Here is a 17,128-nt window from a genome sequence, read left to right on the forward strand (position 1 = left end):
CCCAGATGGCGGAGCTCACGATCCGGCCGGAGGAGATCCGGGACGCACTGGAGAACTTTGTCCAGTCGTACCAGCCGGACGCGGCCTCGCGCGAGGAGGTCGGAACGGTCAGCGTTGCCGGCGACGGCATCGCGAAGGTGGAGGGCCTGCCCTCCGCCATGGCGAACGAGCTGCTGAAGTTCGAGGACGGCACCCTCGGTCTCGCCCTCAACCTCGAGGAGCGCGAGATCGGTGCGATCGTCCTCGGCGAGTTCAGCGGTATCGAGGAGGGCCAGCCGGTGCAGCGCACCGGTGAGGTTCTCTCCGTAGGTGTCGGCGAGGGCTACCTCGGCCGCGTTGTCGACCCGCTCGGCAACCCGATCGACGGCCTCGGCGAGATCGCGACCGAAGGCCGCCGCGCCCTCGAGCTGCAGGCCCCGGGCGTCATGGTCCGTAAGTCGGTGCACGAGCCCATGCAGACCGGCTACAAGGCCGTCGACGCGATGGTGCCGATCGGCCGTGGCCAGCGTCAGCTGATCATTGGTGACCGTCAGACCGGCAAGACCGCTCTGGCCGTCGACACGATCATCAACCAGCGCGACAACTGGCGCTCGGGCGACGTGAACAAGCAGGTCCGCTGCATCTACGTCGCCATCGGCCAGAAGGGCTCGACCATCGCGTCCGTTCGCGGCGCCCTGGAAGAGGCCGGCGCGCTCGAGTACACGACGATCGTCGCCGCCCCGGCGTCCGACCCGGCCGGCTTCAAGTACCTGGCGCCGTACACCGGTTCCGCCATCGGCCAGCACTGGATGTACGCCGGCAAGCACGTCCTGATCATCTTCGACGACCTGTCGAAGCAGGCCGACGCCTACCGCGCCGTGTCGCTGCTGCTGCGCCGCCCGCCGGGCCGTGAGGCCTACCCGGGTGACGTCTTCTACCTGCACTCGCGTCTGCTGGAGCGCTGCGCCAAGCTCTCCGACGAGATGGGCGCCGGTTCGATGACCGGTCTGCCGATCGTCGAGACCAAGGCGAACGACGTGTCGGCGTTCATCCCGACCAACGTCATCTCCATCACCGACGGCCAGTGCTTCCTGGAGTCCGACCTGTTCAACGCGGGCCAGCGCCCGGCGCTGAACGTCGGTATCTCGGTCTCCCGCGTCGGTGGCTCCGCGCAGCACAAGGCCATGAAGCAGGTTTCCGGCCGTCTGCGCGTGGACCTCGCCCAGTACCGCGAGCTGGAGGCGTTCGCCGCCTTCGGTTCCGACCTGGACGCCGCGTCGAAGGCTTCGCTGGAGCGCGGCAAGCGCATGGTCGAGCTGCTGAAGCAGGGCCAGTACCAGCCCATGCCCGTCGAGGAGCAGGTCGTCTCCGTCTGGGCCGGCACCACCGGCAAGATGGACGACGTCCCGGTCGAGGACATCCGCCGCTTCGAGTCGGAGCTGCTGGAGCACCTGCGCCGCGAGCGCAAGGACCTCCTCACCTCCATCGCCGACGGCGGCAAGATGTCGGACGACACCCTGTCCTCCATCGCGGACGCCATCGCCGGATTCAAGCGGCAGTTCGAGACCTCGGACGGCAAGCTTCTGGGCGAGGACGCGCCGGCCGTCAACGTCTCTAAGTGACGACGGAAGGGACCTGACTCATGGGAGCGCAGCTCCGGGTCTACAAGCGTCGCATCCGTGCCATCACGGCGACCAAGAAGATCACCAAGGCGATGGAGATGATCGCCGCCTCGCGCATCGTCAAGGCGCAGCGCAAGGTGGCGGCGTCGATGCCGTACGCGACCGAGCTCACCCGTGCGGTGACCGCGGTGGCGACCGGTTCGAACACCAAGCACGCCCTGACCACCGAGGTCGAGGCGCCGACCCGCGCCGCGATCGTGCTCATCACGAGCGACCGCGGTCTGGCCGGCGGCTACTCCTCGAACGCCATCAAGCAGGCGGACCGGCTCACCGAGCGGCTGCGCGCTGAGGGCAAGGAGGTCGACAGCTACATCGTCGGCCGCAAGGGTGTCGCCTACTACGGCTTCCGTGAGCGCAAGGTCACGGACTCGTGGACCGGCTTCACCGACAGCCCGGCCTACGCCGACGCCAAGCGCGTCGCGGCGCCGCTGATCGAGGCCATCCAGCTGGACACGGCCGAGGGCGGCGTCGACGAGCTGCACATCGTCTACACGGAATTCGTGTCGATGATGACGCAGAACGCGGTGGACGGCCGGATGCTGCCGCTCAGCCTCGACCAGGCTCCGGAAGAGGACGGTGCGAAGGGCGAGATCCTTCCGCTGTTCGAGTTCGAGCCGTCGGCGGAGGACGTCCTCGACGCCCTGCTGCCGCGCTACGTCGAGAGCCGTATCTACAACGCACTGCTGCAGTCGGCCGCTTCCGAGCACGCCGCCCGCCGCCGCGCGATGAAGTCGGCGACCGACAACGCCGGAGACCTCATCAAGAGCCTCTCCCGGCTTGCCAACGCGGCCCGCCAGGCCGAAATCACCCAGGAAATCAGCGAGATCGTCGGTGGCGCCAGCGCCATGGCCGACGCGACCGCGGGGAGTGACAAGTAATGACGACCTCTGTTGAGACGGCCGCCGCCACGGGCCGCGTCGCCCGGGTCATCGGCCCGGTCGTCGACGTGGAGTTCCCCGTCGACGCGATGCCCGACATCTACAACGCGCTGAAGGTCCAGGTCGCTGACCCGGCCGAGGACGGCGCGCTCAAGACGCTGACCCTGGAAGTCGCCCAGCACCTGGGTGACGGCATGGTCCGCACCATCTCCATGCAGCCCACCGACGGTCTGGTCCGCCAGGCCGCGGTGACCGACACGGGCGAGGGCATCACCGTCCCCGTCGGTGACTTCACCAAGGGCAAGGTGTTCAACACCCTGGGCGAGGTGCTCAACTACCCCGAGGCGAACGCCGAGGTCACCGAGCGCTGGCCCATCCACCGCAAGGCGCCCTCCTTCGACGAGCTCGAGTCGAAGACAGAGATGTTCGAGACCGGCGTCAAGGTCATCGACCTTCTCACCCCGTACGTCAAGGGTGGAAAGATCGGTCTGTTCGGTGGTGCCGGTGTCGGCAAGACCGTTCTGATCCAGGAAATGATCTACCGCGTCGCCAACAACCACGACGGTGTGTCGGTCTTCGCGGGCGTCGGTGAGCGTACCCGTGAGGGCAACGACCTCATCGAGGAAATGGGCGACTCGGGCGTCATCGACAAGACGGCCCTCGTCTTCGGCCAGATGGACGAGCCCCCGGGCACCCGTCTTCGCGTCGCGCTCGCCGGTCTGACCATGGCGGAGTACTTCCGCGATGTGCAGAAGCAGGACGTGCTCTTCTTCATCGACAACATCTTCCGTTACACCCAGGCCGGTTCGGAGGTGTCGACCCTTCTGGGCCGCATGCCGTCCGCCGTGGGTTACCAGCCGAACCTGGCTGACGAGATGGGTCTGCTGCAGGAGCGCATCACCTCGACGCGCGGTCACTCGATCACCTCGATGCAGGCGATCTACGTCCCCGCGGACGACCTGACCGACCCGGCGCCGGCCACCACGTTCGCCCACCTCGACGCGACGACGGTTCTCTCCCGTCCGATCTCCGAGAAGGGCATCTACCCGGCCGTGGACCCGCTGGACTCGACGTCCCGCATCCTCGACCCGCGGTACATCGCGGCGGACCACTACGCGGCCGCCATGCGTGTCAAGGGGATCCTGCAGAAGTACAAGGACCTCCAGGACATCATCGCGATCCTCGGTATCGACGAGCTGGGCGAGGAGGACAAGCTCGTCGTCCACCGTGCCCGTCGCGTCGAGCGCTTCCTGTCGCAGAACACCCACGTCGCCAAGCAGTTCACCGGCGTGGACGGTTCGGACGTTCCGCTCGACGAGTCGATCACCGCGTTCAACGCGATCTGCGACGGTGACTACGACCACTTCCCCGAGCAGGCGTTCTTCATGTGCGGTGGCATCGAGGACCTGAAGGCCAACGCCAAGGAGCTGGGCGTCTCCTGATCCGGCGCGCTCCTCGCGGAGCGCTCCCGGTTCGCAGGCGCCCCGGCCTTGCCGGCAGGTGTCCTGACGGAGAGGGGCGGGTGTGTCCCGTCCCTCTCCCCACGCCCATTAGAATTTGACCCAACACCCGGCTGACCCGCCGGGTGGTGACCCGAGGAGCCACCTTGGCTGCTGAGCTGCACGTCGAGCTGGTCGCGGCGGACCGCAATGTCTGGTCCGGCGAGGCCACCCTTGTTGTCGCCCGCACCACGTCCGGCGACATCGGCGTCATGCCCGGTCACCAGCCGCTTCTCGGTGTGCTGGAATCGGGCCCGGTGACCATCCGTACCAGCGAGGGCAGCACTGTCGTCGCCGCGGTGCACGGCGGTTTCATCTCGTTCGCGGACAACAAGCTGTCCCTGCTGGCCGAGATCGCCGAGCTCGCTGACGAGATTGACGTCCAGCGGGCGGAGCGGGCACTGGAGCGCGCGAAGTCGGAGGCCGATGCGGCCGCCGAGCGTCGCGCCGATGTCCGGCTGCGCGCGGTCACGGGGCACTGAGCCCCGTACCGAACAGGTTTGAGACCTCAGCCGCGGTCCGGTCTGGAATTTTCCAGACCGGGTCGCGGCTGAGGCGATGCAGGTCGTTTTTCGTTTGAGGTATTCGATGAGCGAGGAGGTCGGTGAAGATGCTCCTCGCTCTGCTTGTGAGCGGCCTGGTCGTAGCCCTGGTGGTGATCGGGCTGTTTGTCTTCGGGCTGCGCCGCAGGCTGATCCAGCGTTCCGGCGGCACGTTCGACTGCAGTCTGCGCTGGGGCGTGTCCGAGGAACCCGACATCTCCGGCAAGGGCTGGGTGTACGGGGTCGCCCGCTACAGCGGTGACCGCATCGAGTGGTTCCGCGTCTTCTCGTACTCGCCGCGGCCCCGCCGGCTGCTGGAGCGCTCCTCCATCGAGGTGGTCGCCCGCCGCGCCCCCGAGGGCGAGGAGGAGCTCGCGCTGCTGTCCGACGCCGTCGTGCTCGGCTGTCTGCACCGCGGGACCCGCCTGGAGCTGGCGATGAGCGAGGACGCGCTGACGGGGTTCCTGGCCTGGCTGGAGGCGGCGCCCCCCGGCCAGAGGGTGAACGTCGCGTAGGACGCGTGGTCCGGATGCGAAGAAGCCGGGGAGACGGGGGCGGACCCGTCTCCCCGGCTTCGTCCGTTCTACTGGAGACCGGTGTGGATCGCGTTGGCCAGCTCGCCGTTGGCCGTGTCGCCGCTGAACTCCCAGAAGAAGGCACCCCTGAGGCCCTGCTGCTTGGTCCAGTTCATCTTCCCGGCGATGGTGGCGGGGGTGTCGTAGCTCCACCAGTTGCTGCCGCACTTGGCGTAGGCCGTGCCGGCGACGGTGCCGGTCGCGGGGCAGCTGCCCTTGAGCACCTTGTAGTCCTCGATGCCCTGCTCGTACGTGCCCGGGGCGGGCCCGGTGGCACTCCCGCCGGGGGCGTCCTGGGTGACGCCGGTCCAGCCGCGGCCGTAGAAGCCGATGCCGAGGTTGAGCTTCGAGCCGGCGATGCCCTTGCCCTTGAGCTTGGTGATGGCGGCCTCGGAGTTGAAGCCGGCGATGGGGATGCCGGCGTACGAGGTGAGCGGGGAGTGCGGGGCGGTCGGGCCCTTGGCGTCCCACGCGCCGAAGAAGTCGTACGTCATGACGTTGTAGAAGTCGACGTACTGGGAGGCGCCCGCGTAGTCCGCGAGGTCGAGCTTGCCGCCGTTGGAGCCGTCGGCGGAGATCGCGGCGGTCACCAGGCTGCTGCCGCCGAACCTGGTGCGCAGCGCGGACAGGACGTTCTTCAGGGAGGCCGCGCCGCTGGTGTCGCAGGACAGGCCGCAGGCGTTCGGGTACTCCCAGTCGATGTCGATGCCGTCGAAGACGTCCGCCCAGCGCGGGTCCTCGACCAGGCTGTAGCAGGAGTCGGCGAAGGCGGCCGGGTTGGCCGCGGCCTGGCCGAAGCCGCCGGACCAGGTCCAGCCGCCGAAGGACCACAGCACCTTGATGTTCGGGTACTTCGCCTTGAGCTTGCGCAGCTGGTTGAAGTTGCCGCGCAGCGGCTGGTCCCAGGTGTCGGCGACGCCGTCGACGCTCTGGTCGGCGGTGTAGGCCTTGTCGTAGTCGGCGTAGGCGTCACCGATGGTGCACTTGCCCCCTTGGACGTTGCCGAACGCGTAGTTGACGTGGGTGATCTTCGCGGCGGAGCCCGAGGTGACCAGGTTCTTCACGTGGTAGTTGCGCCCGTAGACGCCCCATTCGGTGAAGTAGCCGAGCTTGACCTTGCCGCCCGGGTCCGGGGGAGTGGTGCCGCCGCCGGTCGTGGTGACCGAGACGGAGCCGGAGGCCGGGCCCGTCTGGTCGGCGGTGTCGCGGGCGACGACGCTGTACGTGTACGTCGTGCCCTTGGTCAGGCCGGAGTCGCCGTAGCTCGTACCGGTGACGGTCGCGACCTTGGCGGCGCCGCGGTAGACGTCGTAGTTCTTGACGCCCTTGTCGTCGGTGGCCGCGGCCCAGCCGATGGTCAGCGAGGTGTCGGTGACCCCGCTCGCCGTGGGGGTGCCGGGGGCCGACGGCGGGCTGTCGGTGGGGGTCGAGCCGCCGTCACAGGAGCCGCCGTTGACCTTGCAGCCGCTGGGGGCGCCGGAGCCGGCGCCGTTGAAGCCGAAGCTGATCGTGGCGCCGGGGGCGAGGGTGCCGTTCCAGCCCACGTTCTTGCCGGTCCAGTGGGTTCCGGAGCTGGTGACGGTGGCGTCCCAGGCGGAGGTGACCGTCGTACCGGAGGGGTAGTCCCACTCCACGGTCCAGCTGGTGAGGGTGGTGGTGCCGGTGTTCTTCACCGTCCACTTGCCCTCGAAGCCGGTGCCCCAGTCGGAGACCTTCGTGTACGTGGCCGTCGCGGAGGCGGCGGCCTCGGCGGGGCCGGCCAGGGCCACGAGTCCGGCGATGGGCAGGGCGAAGGCGGCCACGGTCGCGGCGAGCCTTCGCAGCAGTCGCATGCGGGGTGGGGGTGTCGAGCTTGCTGTGCTCAAGGGTGCTCCTCCGTAGGTCCGTCGCGGCCGTGGGGCCGACCGCGACTGGGGATGGGACCTGCGCCGCCCGTGAGCACGCTTGTCATGGCACGCTCACCACAGTTGCCGCGAGCGTAGAAAGGTCTGGACCAACCGTCAAGAGGTCCAGACCTCCACTCCGGTGCGCCTCTAGAGGCCCAACTCCTGGGCCAGCACGGCCGCCTGGACCCGGCTGCGCAGCTCGAGCTTCCCCAGCAACCTGCTGACGTGCGTCTTCACCGTCGCCTCCGCCATCTCCAGCCGCAGCGCGACCTCCGCGTTCGAGAGCCCCTCGCCCAGACAGCCGAGCACCTCCCGCTCCCGCCGCGTCAGCGAGGCCACCGCCGCGGCCGTCTCCGGCGACACCGGGGCCTTCACCGGGCGCGGAGCCGCGAACTCGGCGATCAGCCGCCGGGTCACCGCCGGGGCGATCAAGCCCTCCCCCCGCGCGACCGTCCGTACCGCCCCGATCAGCTCCGCCGCTTCCGCGTTCTTCAGCAGGAAGCCCGCCGCCCCCGCGCGCAGGGCGCCGAACACGTACTCGTCCAGGTCGAAGGTGGTGAGGACGAGGACGTCCGCCAGCCCCTCCGCGACCACCTGGCGGGTCGCCGACACCCCGTCGAGCCGCGGCATCTGCACGTCCATCAGCACGAGGTCCGGGCGGAGCTCCCGCGCCAGGCGGACCGCCTCCTCCCCGTCCGCCGCCTCGCCCACGACCTCGACGTCGCCCGCGCTGCGCAGGATCAGCACCAGCCCGGCACGTACGGCCCTCTGGTCCTCGGCCACCAGAACCCGGATGCTCATCCGGTCACCGCCTTTTCTTCCGCGGGCAACTCCGCCCGCACCAGCCACACCAACCCCGTAGGGCCCGCCGAGAACTCCCCGCCCAGCAGTTCCGTTCGCTCCCGCATGCCGACCAGCCCGGCCCCCGAGCCGGGGGCGCGGGGTCCCGGCCGGTCCCCGTACGGGGACTCCACCCGTACGGTCAGCAGCCCGTCCGCGCACGTCACGCGGACCCGCACCGTGCCCGGGGCGGCGTGCTTGAGGGCGTTGGTCAGCGACTCCTGGACGATCCGGTACGCCGCCAGCTCCACGGGCGCCGGCAGCTGCTCCCCGGACGGCCGGTCGTCGAGGAGCGCGAAGTCCAGACCGCTCGCGGCGCCGTTGACGCCGGCCTGCGCCAGCAGGGCGTCGAGCCCGTCGAGGGAGGGAGTGGCGACCGCCTCCTGCTCGGCGCCGGCGTCCCGGAGCAGTCCGATCAGCCGGCGCATCTCGGCCAGTCCCTGCACGCTGTTCTCCCGGATCACCCCGAGGGCCTCGCGGCTCGTCCCGGGGGAGTCGATGGACAGTGCGGCCGTCGAGTGGATGGCGATGGCGGAGAGGTGGTTGGCCACCATGTCGTGCAGCTCGCGGGCCATCCGGGCGCGCTCGGCGGCGACGGCCTGGCTGCGGTCCATTTCGGCCAGTAGCGCGGTCTGCTCGGCGCGCAGCCGGGCGGCCTCCGCGGCCTCGCGGTGGTTGCGCAGGGTGGCGCCGGTCAGGGCCGGACCGAAGCACACGATACCGGTGAGCACGCCGATCATCAGTGACTGCGGGGTGCGCAGCCAGGCCACGAAGGTGACCGTGACGGCGATGGTGATCAGGCCGGTGGTGATCGGGAGCCGCCGGGCCATGGCGGGCTTGCCGTAGACGACGGCCGCGTACATCAGGTCCGTGAAGATCACGACCGTGCCGAGATTGCCCACGGTGAACTGGTCGGCGACCACGCCGATCGTGCCGACGGCCAGGGTGACGTTGGGCGCGGTGCGCCGCAGCAGTTCCATCGGGCCGAGGACGAGGAGCGGGACGAGTGCGGCCCACGGGGGGAAGAAGTACCGGTTGTTCGTGCTGTAGATGCCGAGCGACCAGAGCAGCAGGCCCGCGAGCACGCTGCACACCGCGAGGAGGACGTCGTCGCGGTGGGGGCGGAAGGTCCTGGCCGGCGTCGCGGGGGCGATGGTCGGGGTCACGGTCCCATCCAACAGGGTGGGGGAGGGCCGGGCGTCGGCGCAGGGGCGGAGGCCGGGCGGGGCGGCACTACACCGAAGGATGCAGTCACGGTTCGTCACCGGCGACGACGAAGCGGCGCGGATCGCGCGGGAGGCTGGATCCAGTCGTTGCCGACGCGACGACGGAAGGGAGGATCCGGTGCTCGTCGCACTGATCATCGCCTGCGAGGTCGGCTTCTGGGTGCTGCTGGCCGGCGGACTGGCGCTGCGCTACCTCGCGAAGATGCCGAGGCTGGGGGCGGCGGTCCTGCTGTGCGAGCCGCTGCTGGAGCTGGTCCTGCTGGCGGCCACCGCCGTGGACCTCAAGAACGGGGGCGAGCCGAGCTGGACGCACGGCCTGGCCGCGCTGTACATCGGCTACACCGTCGGATACGGCCACTACACGGTGAAGTGGCTCGACCGGCACGCGGCGTACCGCCTCGCCGGGGGGCCGAAGCCGCCCGGCCCGAAGTACGGCAGGGCCAGGGCCGTCCACGAGTGGAAGCTGTGGGCCCGCACGCTGGTCGCGGCGGCCGTCGCGCTCGGGCTGCTCCAGGGCGCGATCTGGTACGTGGGCGGCGCGGCCGACACCGGGAGCCTGCTGAGCTGGCAGTACGCCGCCCTGCGCGTGCTCGGCATCCAGGCCGTGATCGCCGCCGCGTACACGTTCTGGCCGCGCAGGCCTCCCGCGGACGGGCCGCGGGAGGAAGGGACACCTCCCTAGCGCTCGCCGCCGGGCACCCAGAGGACGTCGCCGACCTCCTTGTTGGCCGTACGGGCCAGGATGAAGAGGAGGTCGGAGAGGCGGTTGAGGTAGGTGGCGGTCAGCGGGTTCATCACCTCGCCGTGCACCTCCAGGGCCGCCCAGGTGGAGCGCTCGGCGCGGCGGACCACGGTGCAGGCCTGGTGCAGCAGGGCCGCGCCGGGGGTGCCGCCGGGGAGGATGAAGCTGCGCAGCTTCTCCAGCTGTTCGTTGAAGGCGTCGCAGTCGGCTTCGAGCTTGTCGACGTAGAACTGCTCGACGCGCAGCGGCGGGTACTCGGGGTTCTCGACGACCGGAGTGCAGAGGTCGGCGCCGACGTCGAACAGGTCGTTCTGCACCCGTACCAGGACCTTCACGACATCCTCCGGCAGCGCGCCGAGGGCGATCGCCGTGCCGATGGCCGCGTTGGCCTCATTGGCGTCGGCGTAGGCGGAGATCCGGAGGTCGGTCTTGGCCGTCCGGCTCATGTCGCCGAGAGCGGTCGTGCCCTTGTCGCCGGTGCGGGTGTAGATGCGCGTGAGGTTCACCATGCGGCCAGCCTAGTGAGCGGCGCCGGAATGTCGCACGCGGACCTCTCGGCCGCGCCGCTCCGCCGCGTCCGGGTGAACTGGCTGCGGCCGGGGGGATGCTGGGCCGGATCGGTGTGATGTCCGTCAGTTGAGACGTGACGCGTGTTACTTCGCGGTCACACGAACCCCCGCTGGCGCTAGTCTCCGCCGGAGAGGCTACGAGACTGGGCCGTATGGAAGAACGTGGGGTGTGCAGTGGCTGGGAAGCTCGCCGTCATCGGTGCCGGACTGATGGGTTCCGGAATCGCTCAGGTCTCCGCTCAGGCGGGGTGGGACGTCGTACTGCGTGATGTCACCGACGCCGCGCTGACCCGCGGCACCGACGGCATCAAGGCCTCGTACGACAAGTTCGTCTCGAAGGGCAGGATGACGGCCGAGGACGCCGAGGCCGCGCTCGCCCGCATCAAGACCACCACCGACCTCGACGCGGTCGCCGACGCCGACATCGTCGTCGAGGCCGTCTTCGAGAAGCTCGAAGTCAAGCACGAGATCTTCCGCGCGCTCGACAAGCTCGTGCGCGACGACGCGATCCTCGCGTCCAACACCTCCGCCATCCCGATCACCAAGATCGCGGCCGTGACGGAGCGTCCGGAGCGCGTCGTCGGCGCGCACTTCTTCTCGCCCGTCCCGATGATGCAGCTCTGCGAGCTCGTCCGCGGCTACAAGACGAGCGACGAGACCCTCGCGACCACCCGCGCGTTCGCCGAGTCCGTCGGCAAGACCTGCATCGTCGTCAACCGCGACGTCGCCGGCTTCGTGACGACCCGTCTGATCTCCGCCCTGGTCGTCGAAGCCGCGAAGCTGTACGAATCGGGCGTGGCCTCCGCCGAGGACATCGACATCGCGTGCAAGCTGGGATTCGGCCACGCCATGGGGCCGCTCGCCACCGCCGACCTCACCGGCGTCGACATCCTGCTGCACGCCACCAGCAACATCTACACCGAGTCCCAGGACGAGAAGTTCGCGCCGCCGGAGCTCATGCGCCGCATGGTGGACGCCGGCGACATCGGCCGCAAGAGCGGTCAGGGCTTCTACAAGCACTGAAGCGCCACTGAGCGCCAGTTCGAATATCCGCACCCGCACGGGTGAATTAGGTATCGGTTCGCTCACAGTCGGCAACCTCGCTGCCCGAACGACAGTCAGATGCAGTGAGAGTTGCCGACCGCGGACCAGTCGGATCCCTACGTACCCGTACCCAGGACTGCCGGGAGCACATATGCACATCAGGGGCGACCACGCCGAACTCGCTGTCGGGGGCCGCCTCGACGTGCGCAGCGCGGCGGACGCCCGAACAGCCCTCCACACCGCCCTCGACGACGGCCAAGGCGACCTCGTGCTGGACCTCACCGGGCTCGACTCCTGGGACGCGACCGGGCTCGGCGTGATCATGGGAGCCCACCGGCGGGCCGGCCGGACCGGCCGCCGCCTCGTCCTGCGCGGGGTCCCGCCGCAGATGCAGCGCCTCCTCGTCGCCACCCGGCTGCACCGCATCCTCGCGATCGAGGGCGGGCTGGAAGCGGAATCCCTCCCGAGGGTCTGACGCGGCCGCCCTCCACCCTTCCTGCGGAAACGTAACGGTCCGGTGGTGATGGCACCCCTGCGGTTCCGTGCACGACCGGGCACCGTCTAGGGTTCGGGCGGAAACCGGACCCGTAGCGACAGCGGAATGTGCGAAGGCCGGACGGTACGACACGACGGCGACGGCGCAGAGCGCGATCGGGGGACTAGGTCATGGACCGCACGCAGGGGCAGCCCGAACCGGTGGAGCAGCCCGCGACGGCACCCGTGCCTCCAGGGGCGCCCGCGACGTCGGCGGCGGCTTCCGCGGCCCCCGCACCGGCCTCCGCCGGCCCCGCCGTCGCGCGCGTCGTCACCCTCACCGCCGGGGACTTCACGCTCACCGTGAACCCCGTCGACGGCAGCGAGATCGAACCGCGCCGGCCCGGCACCGGCGGCAGCGCCCCCGCCAAGCGAGACGCCGCCGGCCGCGCCGCCCGGGACGCCGCCGCCCGCCCGCCCCTCCTGCCCGGCCCCGCCGCCCCGGCCCCGCCGCTCCTCGCCCGCGAGGAGGAGCGCGAGCGCCTCGTACGGCTGCTGGGACGCGGCCGCTCCGTACGGCTCACCGGGCCCGCCGGCTCCGGGCGCAGCGCCCTGCTCGACGCGGTCGCCGCCGACTGCGCGCGCCTGGCGCCCGACGGCGTCGTACGGCTCAGCGGGTACGGGCACCAGCAGCCCGGCGAGCTGCTGCACGCGCTGTACGACGCCGTGTACGAGGCCTCGCAGGAGCGGCCCGAACGGACCCAACTCCTCGCCCGCGTACGGGACATCGGCGCCATCGTGCTCCTCGACGACCTGGAGATGGGCGGCGCCCCCCTCGACGAGCTGCTGCGCGCCACCCCCGAGTGCGCCTATCTGCTGGCCGCCACCCCCGACACCCGCGCCCCCTCCGACGACTCGCACCTGGAAGAGGTCTTCCTCGCCGGGCTCGGCCGGGCCGACTGCGTACAGCTGCTGGAAGCGGGCATAGGCCGGGCGCTGACCGAGGAGGAGACCGCCTGGGCGGGCGACCTGCGGTTCGCGTCCGAGGGACTGCCGCTGCGCTTCGTCCAGGCGGCGGCGCTGCTGCGCCAGCGCGACGAGCGGAACCTCTCCTCGGCGGGGGACGAGGACGAGGAGCCCGGGGTCTTCGAGGAGCGGCCGCGCGACGCCGCGTTCGTGCCGCTCCCGACGCTCGCCGAGGGCGCGGCCCCCGCCGAGCTGCTGGCCTCCCGGGTCAGCGAGTCGGCGCGGGCGGCGCTGCGGATCGCGTGCGCGCTGGGCGGGGAGCTCCCGCACCACGCCCACCTGCCGGCGCTCGTGGGGGACACCCACGCCGACGCGGCGGTCGCGGAACTGCTGGGCTGCGGACTGCTCACCCCGGTCGGCACCCGCTACCGGCTGGCCGCCGGGGTCGCACGGCAGCTGGAGGAGGCCGGGTACGGGGACAGCGCGGCGGAGGAGGCCCGTACGGCCGCCCGCCACTACGCCTGGTGGACCGGCCACGCCTCGGTGACCCCGGAGCGGGTCGCGGCGGAGGCCGACGCGGTGCTGGCGGCGCTGGCCGGCGCGGACGTGGTGGCCGCCGTACTGCTGGCCCGCACCGCGGCCCCGGCGTTCGCGGCCTCGCGCCACTGGGAGGCGTGGGAGCGGGTGCTGCGCTCGGGGGCCGAGGCCGCGCGGAAGGCGGGAGAGGTCGCGGAGCAGGCGTACTTCCACCACGAGCTCGGCGTACTCGCGCTGTGCGAGGGGCGCCTGGACCGGGCCCGGGCCGAACTGGAGGCCTCCATAGGCCTGAAGGGCGCGCTCGCCGACAAGCGGGGCACGGTGGCGGGGCGGCGGGCGCTCGCGCTGGTCGCCGACCGTGAGAAGGCGGGGGTGGAGGTGTCGCCGCCGCTGCGGCTGGAGCCGCCGGCGCCTGCGGGTGCCGAAGGGGCCACGGGGGCTGCGGAGGCCGTGACGGCAGCGCTGCCGGCGGCCGCGCCCACAGCGCCACAGGGGGTGCAGGCGGCGCTTGGGGCGCCTGCGGCGCCTGTGCCATCCGTCGTGCCGGTGATGAGCGGCCGCTCGGAGGCCCCGACGACCCTCACGGAGGTGTTCGAGGAGGCCTTCCCCCCCACCCCGAAGCCGGCGCCGCCGGTCGCGCCCGTGCCGGCGCCGCGCAAGCAGCCGCGCCGCAAGCCGGCGCTGCTGGCGGCGGCGGGAGCGCTGACGGTGGTGGCCCTGGGCACGGTGATGGCCCTCGCGATGGCGGGCTCGGACGAAGACCCGCAGACCCCGGCGGGCGGGGACGGCCCGGCGGTGTCGTCGACGCCGACGCCCGGGGCAACCGTGCCGGGGGTGCCGGGCACGAGCGGGAACGATTCTGCATCGGACCCGGGAACTCCGGCCTCCGAAGCCCCGGATCCGGGTTCCCCGGAGTCGGCCCTCACCCCGGACCCGAACCAGCCGCCGCGCCCCCCGTCGCGCAAGCCGGTCTCGCCGCCGCCGTCGCAGAAGCCGTCTCCGACGGGACCGAAGCCCCCGTCGCCGAACCCTTCGACGACGCCGCCCACGACCGAGCCCACGCCCCCGGCCCCGACTCCGACGCCCACCGCGACGGCCACACCGGCCAGCCCGTCGGCGACGGCGTAAGCCGCACCGGGCGGGCCCGGTCGCGTCCGGACCCGGGCGGGCACGCCCGGCCGTCAGAACAGGCGGAGCTTGTCGTCCTCGATGCCGCGGAGGGCGTTGTAGTCCAGGACCACGCAGTCCATGCCGCGGTCCGTGGCCAGAACGCGGGCCTGGGGCTTGATCTCCTGGGCCGCGAAGACGCCGCGCACCGGCGCCAGGTGCGGGTCCCGGTTCAGGAGTTCCAGGTAGCGGGTCAGCTGCTCGACGCCGTCGATCTCGCCGCGCCGCTTGATCTCCACCGCCACCGTGGCGCCGGAGGCGTCCCGGCACAGGATGTCCACGGGCCCGATCGCCGTCATGTACTCGCGCCGGATCAGCGTGTAGCCGTCGCCGAGCGTTTCGATGCGGTCCGCCAGGAGCTCCTGGAGGTGTGCTTCCACACCGTCCTTGATCAGGCCCGGGTCGATGCCCAGCTCATGGGAGGAGTCGTGGAGGACTTCCTCCATGGTGATGATGAGCTTCTCGCCCGCCTTGTTGACGACGGTCCAGACGCCGGCCTCGTCCCCGCTCCCCTCCTTGAGGGTGCAGGGGGGCGACATCCAGTTGAGCGGTTTGTACGCCCGGTCGTCCGCGTGGATCGAGACACTGCCGTCGGCCTTCACGAGGATCAGACGGGGTGCCGAGGGCAGATGGGCGGTGAGCCGGCCCGCGTAGTCGACGGAGCAGCGGGCAATGACGAGACGCATGGTCGGCAACGCTACTCGACCGACGGGCCTCCACGCGATTCGCCCCCGAAAGCCCCGTTCGCGGATGGCGCGTTGTATGCGCATTCTCCTGGTGCGCCACCCACGGGGCGCCTACCGTGGTGAGCGGGAGGTGGCGGAGCGTGCACTCTGCGTCGCGGCCTTCTTCCCTGCCCGTAAGACTCCGGCAACCCAAACGGCCGGGGTCGCGAGAGGAGAACCCATGTCGCTCGACGTCTCACCGGCCCTACTCGAACAGGCCGAGCGAGGCGAGGTCGACGAAGCCGCCTTCGTCGACTGCGTCCGGACCTCCCTGCCCTACGCATGGGAGATGATCAGCTCGCTGGTGGCACAGCTGAAGGTGGACGGCGGAGAGTTCGCCGACAACCAGACGCCGCCGCCCGACGAGCAGGCGCGTGGACAGCTGCTGCGCGCCCTCGCGAGTGACGCGATACGTGGTGCGCTGCAGCGGCACTTCGGGGTGCGCCTGGCGTTCCAGAACTGCCACCGGCTGGCCGTGTTCCCGCTGGATCCCTCGTCGGACGACCGGCTCGCCAAGTTCACTTCGATCCGCGGCCAGCTGCTCAACCAGTCGCCCGAGCTCCGGGACTGCTGACCGTACGACCCGTATGACCCGTGATCCGCATGACCTGCATGACATGCCTGACGTGCAATGACAGGCACGGGATACGCACGACCGTACTTCGCTGCCGCTCCGTGTCGGGGGAGGTGCCATTGATACCGGGGCGGCAGCCTCAGCCGAGACGGGGCAGGACCTCGGCGCCGAGGCGCCGTACGTTCTCCTCCGTCGCGGCGAGATCCCCGGAGCCCTCCGCCAGCAGCGCGAACCGCGTGATGCCCGTCCGCTCCGAGGTGGCCGCCAGCCGGTTCGCCGCCACCCGCGGCGTGCCCACGGGGTGCAGGTCGCACAGCAGCTCGGTGTAAGCGACGGGGTCCCGCATCGCGCGCACCCGGCCGTCCACCGTCACGTGCGCGTCCAGCCCCAGCTTCAACCAGCCCGGCATCGCCTTCAGCAGCGCCTCGCGGGCGTCCGCCGTACGGTCCGCCAGCTGGCACACGCCCGCCGACACGTGCGGGGCGTGCGGGTCGTGGCCCGCCGCCGCGGCCGTACGCCGGTACAGCGCGACCATCTCCGCCTTGTCCTCGTCCCCGCAGTGCATGCCCAGCAGCATCGGCAGCCCCCGCTCCGCGGCCAGCCGCACCGACGCCGGGGAGGTGCACGCGACGATCACTTCCGGCCCTGATCCGTCCCCGTCCAGCGCCTCCGAGGGACGCGGTACGACGGCCACTTCGCGGAACCCGTACCGCTCGCCGGCGGCCGCCACCCGCGGCTCGGCCAGCCAGCGCCGCAGCAGGTCCAGGGCCTCCGGGAACTCCTTCTCGTAGGCGTCGAGGCCGCCGCCGAAGACCTCCAGGTCCACCCAGGGCCCGCCCCGGCCCACCCCCAGCGTGAACCGGCCGCCCGAGGTCAGGTGCAGCAGCGCCGCCTGCTCCCCGAGGGCCACCGGGTGCGTGTTCGGCAGCACGCTGACCGCCGTGCCCACCCGCAGCCTCCGCGTCCGCCCCAGCAGCAGCGCCGCCAGGGTCACCGCCGACGGGCAGACCCCGTACGGGACGAAGTGGTGTTCGGCGAGCCACACCGAGTCGAGCCCCGCCTCCTCGGCCACCTCCGCGGTCCGCACTGCCCGGTGCAGCGCCTCCCCCTGCCCCTGGCCCGGGAACTGGGCCGCCAGTACAAACGCTCCTACGCGCATCGCCTTCACCCTCCTCGTGGCTGACGCGGCCTCCCCCAGGTGGACCGGTTCATCTGATGGCAAC

General features: G+C 71.2%; 16 protein-coding genes. 10 read left to right on the forward strand and 6 right to left on the reverse strand.

Translation table 11 applies throughout. The features are described from left to right. Positions 1–5 precede the first annotated feature (5 nt). The 5 genes from atpA to ACIBAD_RS12005 all read left to right on the forward strand — a co-directional run bounded on the left by atpA (position 6) and on the right by ACIBAD_RS12005 (position 5,095). Positions 6–1,601: a F0F1 ATP synthase subunit alpha gene (gene atpA / locus ACIBAD_RS11985; RefSeq protein WP_134071119.1), complete on the forward strand. Its 1,596-nt coding sequence runs from the start codon at positions 6–8 to the stop codon at positions 1,599–1,601. Positions 1,602–1,621: 20 nt separating this feature from the next. Then, on the forward strand, positions 1,622–2,539 hold the full coding sequence (locus ACIBAD_RS11990; protein ID WP_134071117.1) for a F0F1 ATP synthase subunit gamma: 918 nt from the start codon (positions 1,622–1,624) through the stop codon (positions 2,537–2,539). Then, a complete protein-coding gene (gene atpD / locus ACIBAD_RS11995; RefSeq protein ID WP_134071115.1) occupies positions 2,539–3,981 on the forward strand; it encodes a F0F1 ATP synthase subunit beta in 1,443 nt (480 codons plus the stop codon). Before ACIBAD_RS11990 ends, atpD begins: the two co-directional genes overlap by 1 nt. A gap of 164 nt (positions 3,982–4,145) precedes the next feature. After that, positions 4,146–4,520 (forward strand): F0F1 ATP synthase subunit epsilon, encoded by a 375-nt coding sequence (locus tag ACIBAD_RS12000; protein WP_134071113.1) that lies wholly within the window; start codon positions 4,146–4,148, stop codon positions 4,518–4,520. 128 nt (positions 4,521–4,648) lie between these two features. Further along, positions 4,649–5,095 (forward strand): DUF2550 domain-containing protein, encoded by a 447-nt coding sequence (locus ACIBAD_RS12005; RefSeq protein ID WP_030153784.1) that lies wholly within the window; start codon positions 4,649–4,651, stop codon positions 5,093–5,095. A gap of 68 nt (positions 5,096–5,163) precedes the next feature. On the opposite strand, the gene ACIBAD_RS12010 is transcribed toward ACIBAD_RS12005, so the two are convergent. The 3 genes from ACIBAD_RS12010 to ACIBAD_RS12020 form a co-directional block, all read right to left on the reverse strand. After that, entirely contained in the window at positions 5,164–6,987 is a 1,824-nt protein-coding gene (locus ACIBAD_RS12010) for a glycoside hydrolase family 18 chitinase (RefSeq protein WP_134074393.1), read from the reverse strand. 201 nt (positions 6,988–7,188) lie between these two features. After that, positions 7,189–7,842: a response regulator gene (locus ACIBAD_RS12015; RefSeq protein WP_398906162.1), complete on the reverse strand. Its 654-nt coding sequence runs from the start codon at positions 7,840–7,842 to the stop codon at positions 7,189–7,191. After that, positions 7,839–9,047, reverse strand: coding sequence for a sensor histidine kinase (locus tag ACIBAD_RS12020; protein WP_398906164.1), 1,209 nt, complete (start codon positions 9,045–9,047; stop codon positions 7,839–7,841). The genes ACIBAD_RS12015 and ACIBAD_RS12020 overlap by 4 nt, the downstream gene beginning before the upstream one ends. A 178-nt stretch (positions 9,048–9,225) precedes the next feature. Between ACIBAD_RS12020 and ACIBAD_RS12025 the strand changes: the two genes are divergently transcribed. Beyond that, on the forward strand, positions 9,226–9,789 hold the full coding sequence (locus ACIBAD_RS12025) for a hypothetical protein (protein ID WP_398906166.1): 564 nt from the start codon (positions 9,226–9,228) through the stop codon (positions 9,787–9,789). On the opposite strand, the gene ACIBAD_RS12030 is transcribed toward ACIBAD_RS12025, so the two are convergent. Continuing rightward, positions 9,786–10,358 (reverse strand): cob(I)yrinic acid a,c-diamide adenosyltransferase, encoded by a 573-nt coding sequence (locus tag ACIBAD_RS12030; protein WP_134071107.1) that lies wholly within the window; start codon positions 10,356–10,358, stop codon positions 9,786–9,788. The two genes, ACIBAD_RS12025 and ACIBAD_RS12030, sit on opposite strands and share 4 nt — an antisense overlap. 234 nt (positions 10,359–10,592) lie before the next feature. Here ACIBAD_RS12030 and ACIBAD_RS12035 point away from each other — a divergent pair, with 234 nt between their 5' ends. The 3 genes from ACIBAD_RS12035 to ACIBAD_RS12045 all read left to right on the forward strand — a co-directional run bounded on the left by ACIBAD_RS12035 (position 10,593) and on the right by ACIBAD_RS12045 (position 14,567). Then, positions 10,593–11,441: a 3-hydroxyacyl-CoA dehydrogenase family protein gene (locus ACIBAD_RS12035; protein WP_134071105.1), complete on the forward strand. Its 849-nt coding sequence runs from the start codon at positions 10,593–10,595 to the stop codon at positions 11,439–11,441. A 172-nt stretch (positions 11,442–11,613) separates the two neighbouring features. Continuing rightward, positions 11,614–11,937, forward strand: a complete 324-nt coding sequence (locus tag ACIBAD_RS12040; protein WP_030386930.1) for an STAS domain-containing protein — start codon at positions 11,614–11,616, stop codon at positions 11,935–11,937. 191 nt (positions 11,938–12,128) lie between these two features. Continuing rightward, positions 12,129–14,567: an ATP-binding protein gene (locus ACIBAD_RS12045; protein ID WP_398906169.1), complete on the forward strand. Its 2,439-nt coding sequence runs from the start codon at positions 12,129–12,131 to the stop codon at positions 14,565–14,567. A gap of 53 nt (positions 14,568–14,620) precedes the next feature. On the opposite strand, the gene nucS is transcribed toward ACIBAD_RS12045, so the two are convergent. Further along, positions 14,621–15,292, reverse strand: coding sequence for an endonuclease NucS (nucS, locus tag ACIBAD_RS12050; RefSeq protein ID WP_030857179.1), 672 nt, complete (start codon positions 15,290–15,292; stop codon positions 14,621–14,623). A gap of 220 nt (positions 15,293–15,512) precedes the next feature. Between nucS and ACIBAD_RS12055 the strand changes: the two genes are divergently transcribed. Beyond that, positions 15,513–15,905, forward strand: coding sequence for an SCO5389 family protein (locus ACIBAD_RS12055; protein WP_134071099.1), 393 nt, complete (start codon positions 15,513–15,515; stop codon positions 15,903–15,905). A 139-nt stretch (positions 15,906–16,044) separates the two neighbouring features. On the opposite strand, the gene ACIBAD_RS12060 is transcribed toward ACIBAD_RS12055, so the two are convergent. After that, the gene (locus tag ACIBAD_RS12060) at positions 16,045–17,064 is read right to left on the reverse strand and encodes an LLM class flavin-dependent oxidoreductase (protein ID WP_134071097.1); all 1,020 of its coding nucleotides are present in this window, start codon (positions 17,062–17,064) and stop codon (positions 16,045–16,047) included. Positions 17,065–17,128: the final 64 nt, after the last annotated feature.

Origin of the sequence: Streptomyces sp. NPDC051109 (assembly GCF_044455885.1) — a bacterium.
GTDB lineage: Bacteria > Actinomycetota > Actinomycetes > Streptomycetales > Streptomycetaceae > Streptomyces.

Excerpts from the sequence above, each read along its gene's own strand:
- atpA (WP_134071119.1), top strand. The coding sequence starts at position 6 with ATGGCGGAGCTCACGATCCGGCCGGAGGAGATCCGGGACGCACTGGAG.
- ACIBAD_RS11990 (WP_134071117.1), top strand. The coding sequence starts at position 1,622 with ATGGGAGCGCAGCTCCGGGTCTACAAGCGTCGCATCCGTGCCATCACG.
- atpD (WP_134071115.1), top strand. The coding sequence starts at position 2,539 with ATGACGACCTCTGTTGAGACGGCCGCCGCCACGGGCCGCGTCGCCCGG.
- ACIBAD_RS12005 (WP_030153784.1), top strand. The coding sequence starts at position 4,649 with ATGCTCCTCGCTCTGCTTGTGAGCGGCCTGGTCGTAGCCCTGGTGGTG.
- ACIBAD_RS12010 (WP_134074393.1), bottom strand. The coding sequence starts at position 6,987 with ATGCGACTGCTGCGAAGGCTCGCCGCGACCGTGGCCGCCTTCGCCCTG.
- ACIBAD_RS12015 (WP_398906162.1), bottom strand. The coding sequence starts at position 7,842 with ATGAGCATCCGGGTTCTGGTGGCCGAGGACCAGAGGGCCGTACGTGCC.
- ACIBAD_RS12030 (WP_134071107.1), bottom strand. The coding sequence starts at position 10,358 with ATGGTGAACCTCACGCGCATCTACACCCGCACCGGCGACAAGGGCACG.
- ACIBAD_RS12040 (WP_030386930.1), top strand. The coding sequence starts at position 11,614 with ATGCACATCAGGGGCGACCACGCCGAACTCGCTGTCGGGGGCCGCCTC.
- ACIBAD_RS12045 (WP_398906169.1), top strand. The coding sequence starts at position 12,129 with ATGGACCGCACGCAGGGGCAGCCCGAACCGGTGGAGCAGCCCGCGACG.
- nucS (WP_030857179.1), bottom strand. The coding sequence starts at position 15,292 with ATGCGTCTCGTCATTGCCCGCTGCTCCGTCGACTACGCGGGCCGGCTC.
- ACIBAD_RS12055 (WP_134071099.1), top strand. The coding sequence starts at position 15,513 with ATGTCGCTCGACGTCTCACCGGCCCTACTCGAACAGGCCGAGCGAGGC.
- ACIBAD_RS12060 (WP_134071097.1), bottom strand. The coding sequence starts at position 17,064 with ATGCGCGTAGGAGCGTTTGTACTGGCGGCCCAGTTCCCGGGCCAGGGG.